This window comes from Rhodoferax sp. UBA5149, from assembly GCF_002413825.1.
Classification (GTDB): Bacteria; Pseudomonadota; Gammaproteobacteria; order Burkholderiales; family Burkholderiaceae_C; genus Rhodoferax.
Map to the genome: position 1 here is coordinate 18307 of NZ_DHXT01000103.1, position 3196 is coordinate 21502.

Sequence of the window (3196 nt, forward strand, 5' to 3'; positions counted from 1 at the left end):
CTGGGCGCCAGCTCGAAGCAGGCTTTGGCCAGCGCCTTGGCCGGTGCCGTGACGCTGGCGTCCAGCCCGATCGCCCGCGTGCCGGGCTGACTGTTGTAATGCGCCAGCCACTGGGCCGTGCGCGCCGGGTCGGCCAGGTCTTGCTTGTTCAACACCTTGAGCGCCGGCTTGCCCGCCGTGAGCTCGGCCAGCATCGGGTTGGCACTCGACCCCGGCAGGCGCGCGTCAAGCAACTCGATCACGACATCAATGTTCTTGATACGTTCGCTGATGGCCTTTTTGGTCAAATGCATATGACCCGGAAACCACTGGATAGCCATCTCTTACCTCTCAAATCGACAAAACCCGGTGCGTCAGACCCATGTCCCAAGGGCTTGTTCTGCGACACCGGAGGGACCCGATGTGGCAGCATTATGGGTCATGCCCAGCCACCCGCCAGCTGCCGCGGCCCAAGGCGGTGCAGCGGCCACGTTGATGCAGATAAACTGGCCCACAACAATAACTACCCCCTAACAAACCCATGACCCCCACCGAAATCATCGCGTTAATGAACCAGGAAAAACCGGCTTGCGTAGAGACGCTCCATGGCCGGGCTCTTGAATTCATCCCCGAGAAAAACCAGCTGTCCATGCAATTCGAGCCCGGGCTGAACTGCTGCCATTCCATCAACGTGGTGCAGGGTGGTTATGTCACCGCCATGCTGGATGCGGCCATGGCCCATGCGGTCATCGCCGTCGAGAAATTTCGTGCAACGCCGTCCTCGATCGACATCAACGTGAGCTTTCTCCGGCCCAGCCGCGCCGGCAAGTACACCGCGGTAGGCGCTATCGTGAAGCTGGGGAAAACGGTGGGCTATCTGAAGGCCGAACTGTTCAACGACAAGGGCGAACTGACCGCCACCGCGACCTCGTCTGTGTACCTGACCCGCCACGCCAAATAGCGTATATTGACGACACCAACAAGGCCCCTGCCCCGGCAGCCATGGATCAACACCATCAAGCACCATCCTTGTCCCCGACCTGTTACATTTGCTGACATTGGCAAATGCGGCGGAAGCTGCAGACGCAAAGCTACGGACCCGATCCCGGTGTTTTGACTGGAAGGGTGGCTGGGTTGCTCGGGGAAATTCTCTATGCGTCCCCGATTCTGTAGTTCTCGCGTTGCCTTTTCAATGGGGCACATTGAGCGGGCGACAAAAATCAATCATCGGTGGCTTTGTCTGCGCTTATTTCGCCTGCACGGCGTTGGGTTACAAGTTACAAAACCCGGAGCAAATACCTCATAGAAGGGATTCCGGACAAGCGGATTGGATTCATGAAAAACGTTGTCCATGAATTGCCGGGGGGCAATTTTGATTTATTGCTGGAGCAGGCCCGCGCCAAGCTGCGCGGCGGCGACGCCCTCGCCTGCCAGGCACTGGCCAAATCGGTCATACGGGCGGCACGGGAAAGACAGGACGTTCACCTGGAAGCCCGGGCACTGCTGTGTCTGGCCAGCGGTGACCGGGTCGTCTCGCACTTCAGAAAGTCCAACGAAACCAGCCAGCGTGCCGCATTTTTGTTTCAGCTGGTCGGCGATGTGGCGGGCGAATCCGAGGCCCTCATGATCGTGTCGCATACCTACAGCGTTCTGGGGCGCAGTGAAGAGGCGGTTGAAGCCGCTTTACTGAGCCTGCGCCTGACCGAGCGTTTGCCCCCCGGTCCCGCACTGGCGCTTTCCTATAACTACCTCGGTATTGCGTATGCCCATGACCGCAACTATGACAAGGCGGATGAAGCCTTCACCACCGCCATCAAGACCCTGGAGGATGGGGGCCTCCCTTCCGAGGCCTGGTTACCCTGGTTCAACCAGCTCAACATGGAAGTCTGCAGACTCTTTGGCGAGCGCTATTACACGGGACAACTCCCCGGCCTTGGACGCTTGCAGGCACTGCGTGGCGTCCATAAATTCCCGGTGGGCGCGGACCCCTTGGCGGGGCTGCCGCAAGGTGACTATATTGTCAGCCAGGCCGTGTGGCTGTTGGCGGCGGGCGTTGAAAACTGCTGGCGGGGGCGACTGAACGAAGCATTGGCCGACGTCGAAATGTGTTCAGCCTGGGCGGCTCGCTCCCCATGGAACAGCTCGCTCGCCATTCTGGAGTTGTGGCTGCGTGCAGAAATTGCCTGGGCCGCAAAAGATTGGGAGATCGCCGAGCAACGAATCCGCAAGATGATTGAAATGGCCGTTGAAGCGGAGCACGAACCGATGGTCGCCATTGGGCATTTGCTCGCTTCCCAGATATTGGCCGAACAGGGATACGGTAAACGCGCGAAGGACGAACTCAAGACATTGAGAGTTCGCAAGCAGGGCTTGCGCAACGATTTCCTTAAAAGCCGCGAATCGGTGGTCGCGTGGCAACTCAAGGTTCGCAAGAATCACGAAGACCTGCAACGCATGGAAGCCTCGTCGAGGACACTGGAGAAACTCTCTTTCGAGGACCCGTTGACGGGTCTTGCCAACCGTCGGCGATTCACGGAGATGGTTCCCGAGCTGCTGAGTCAAGGCCTGGCACGGGGACGTCCTGCCTTTGTGGCCTTGATTGACATCGACCAGTTCAAGCAGGTGAACGACCGGTTCTCCCATCAAGTCGGGGACCAGGTTCTGCAACACATTGCGCAGATTCTCAAGTCGCACCTGCGTGAGGGCGACATGCCGGCTCGCCTGGCCGGGGACGAGTTTGTGCTGGCCTTCGGGCAGGCGGACGCAACGCATGTGGAACAGGTCTGCGAACGCATCCGTGCCGCGGTGAAAAACCACAACTGGGCCAGTATTCAAGACGGGCTGCAGGTCACCATCAGCGTCGGCTTTGCGCAGGCGCAATCAGAAGATTCCGTCGAAACCCTGACGCACCGCGCTGATTTGGCCATGTATTCGGCCAAGAGAATAGCGGCCTGATCGCCCTGGCAGGATTCTGACCCTTCTATTGCGCAGTGGCTCCCAGCTTGCGCATTTTTTCCTGCCACTTCTGAACGCCGACATCGCCCATGGTGACCACCACACGGGCCGAGCGACCTGTGAGTTTCTTCTGTCCAAACGGGTTGGCCGCGTCCTGCGTAAACGCGAAGCCCGGACGGGCCACTTGTTCCAGAAAACCTTTCAACATGGCGGGCATGTCGCCCAGCCAGAGCGGGAAGAACAACACGATATGTTGGGCCCA

At 59.2% G+C, this 3196-nt stretch carries 4 protein-coding genes and 1 riboswitch; of the genes, 2 read left to right on the forward strand and 2 right to left on the reverse strand.

What is annotated here, in order from left to right; all coding sequences use genetic code 11:
• Positions 1-320: YlqF/YawG family GTPase (locus tag B3V69_RS09430; RefSeq protein WP_422662609.1), on the reverse strand; the 320-nt coding region annotated here is incomplete at its 3' end.
• 200 nt (positions 321-520) lie between these two features.
• On the opposite strand from B3V69_RS09430, the gene B3V69_RS09435 reads away from it, so the two are divergent.
• Together B3V69_RS09435 and B3V69_RS09440 are read left to right on the forward strand one after the other, a co-directional pair.
• On the forward strand, positions 521-940 hold the full coding sequence (locus B3V69_RS09435) for a PaaI family thioesterase (RefSeq protein ID WP_296445933.1): 420 nt from the start codon (positions 521-523) through the stop codon (positions 938-940).
• Between the two features lie 89 nt (positions 941-1029).
• Positions 1030-1121: riboswitch (cyclic di-GMP riboswitch) on the forward strand.
• 193 nt (positions 1122-1314) lie between these two features.
• A complete protein-coding gene (locus B3V69_RS09440; RefSeq protein WP_296445936.1) occupies positions 1315-2934 on the forward strand; it encodes a diguanylate cyclase in 1620 nt (539 codons plus the stop codon).
• Between the two features lie 25 nt (positions 2935-2959).
• Here the strand turns inward: B3V69_RS09440 and B3V69_RS09445 are convergent.
• Positions 2960-3196: NAD(P)H-dependent oxidoreductase (locus B3V69_RS09445; protein ID WP_296445937.1), on the reverse strand; the 237-nt coding region annotated here is incomplete at its 5' end.

What these genes read in the sequence shown, in the direction of transcription:
- B3V69_RS09435 (WP_296445933.1), top strand. Translation starts at nt 521, where the DNA reads ATGACCCCCACCGAAATCATCGCGTTAATGAACCAGGAAAAACCGGCT.
- B3V69_RS09440 (WP_296445936.1), top strand. Translation starts at nt 1,315, where the DNA reads ATGAAAAACGTTGTCCATGAATTGCCGGGGGGCAATTTTGATTTATTG.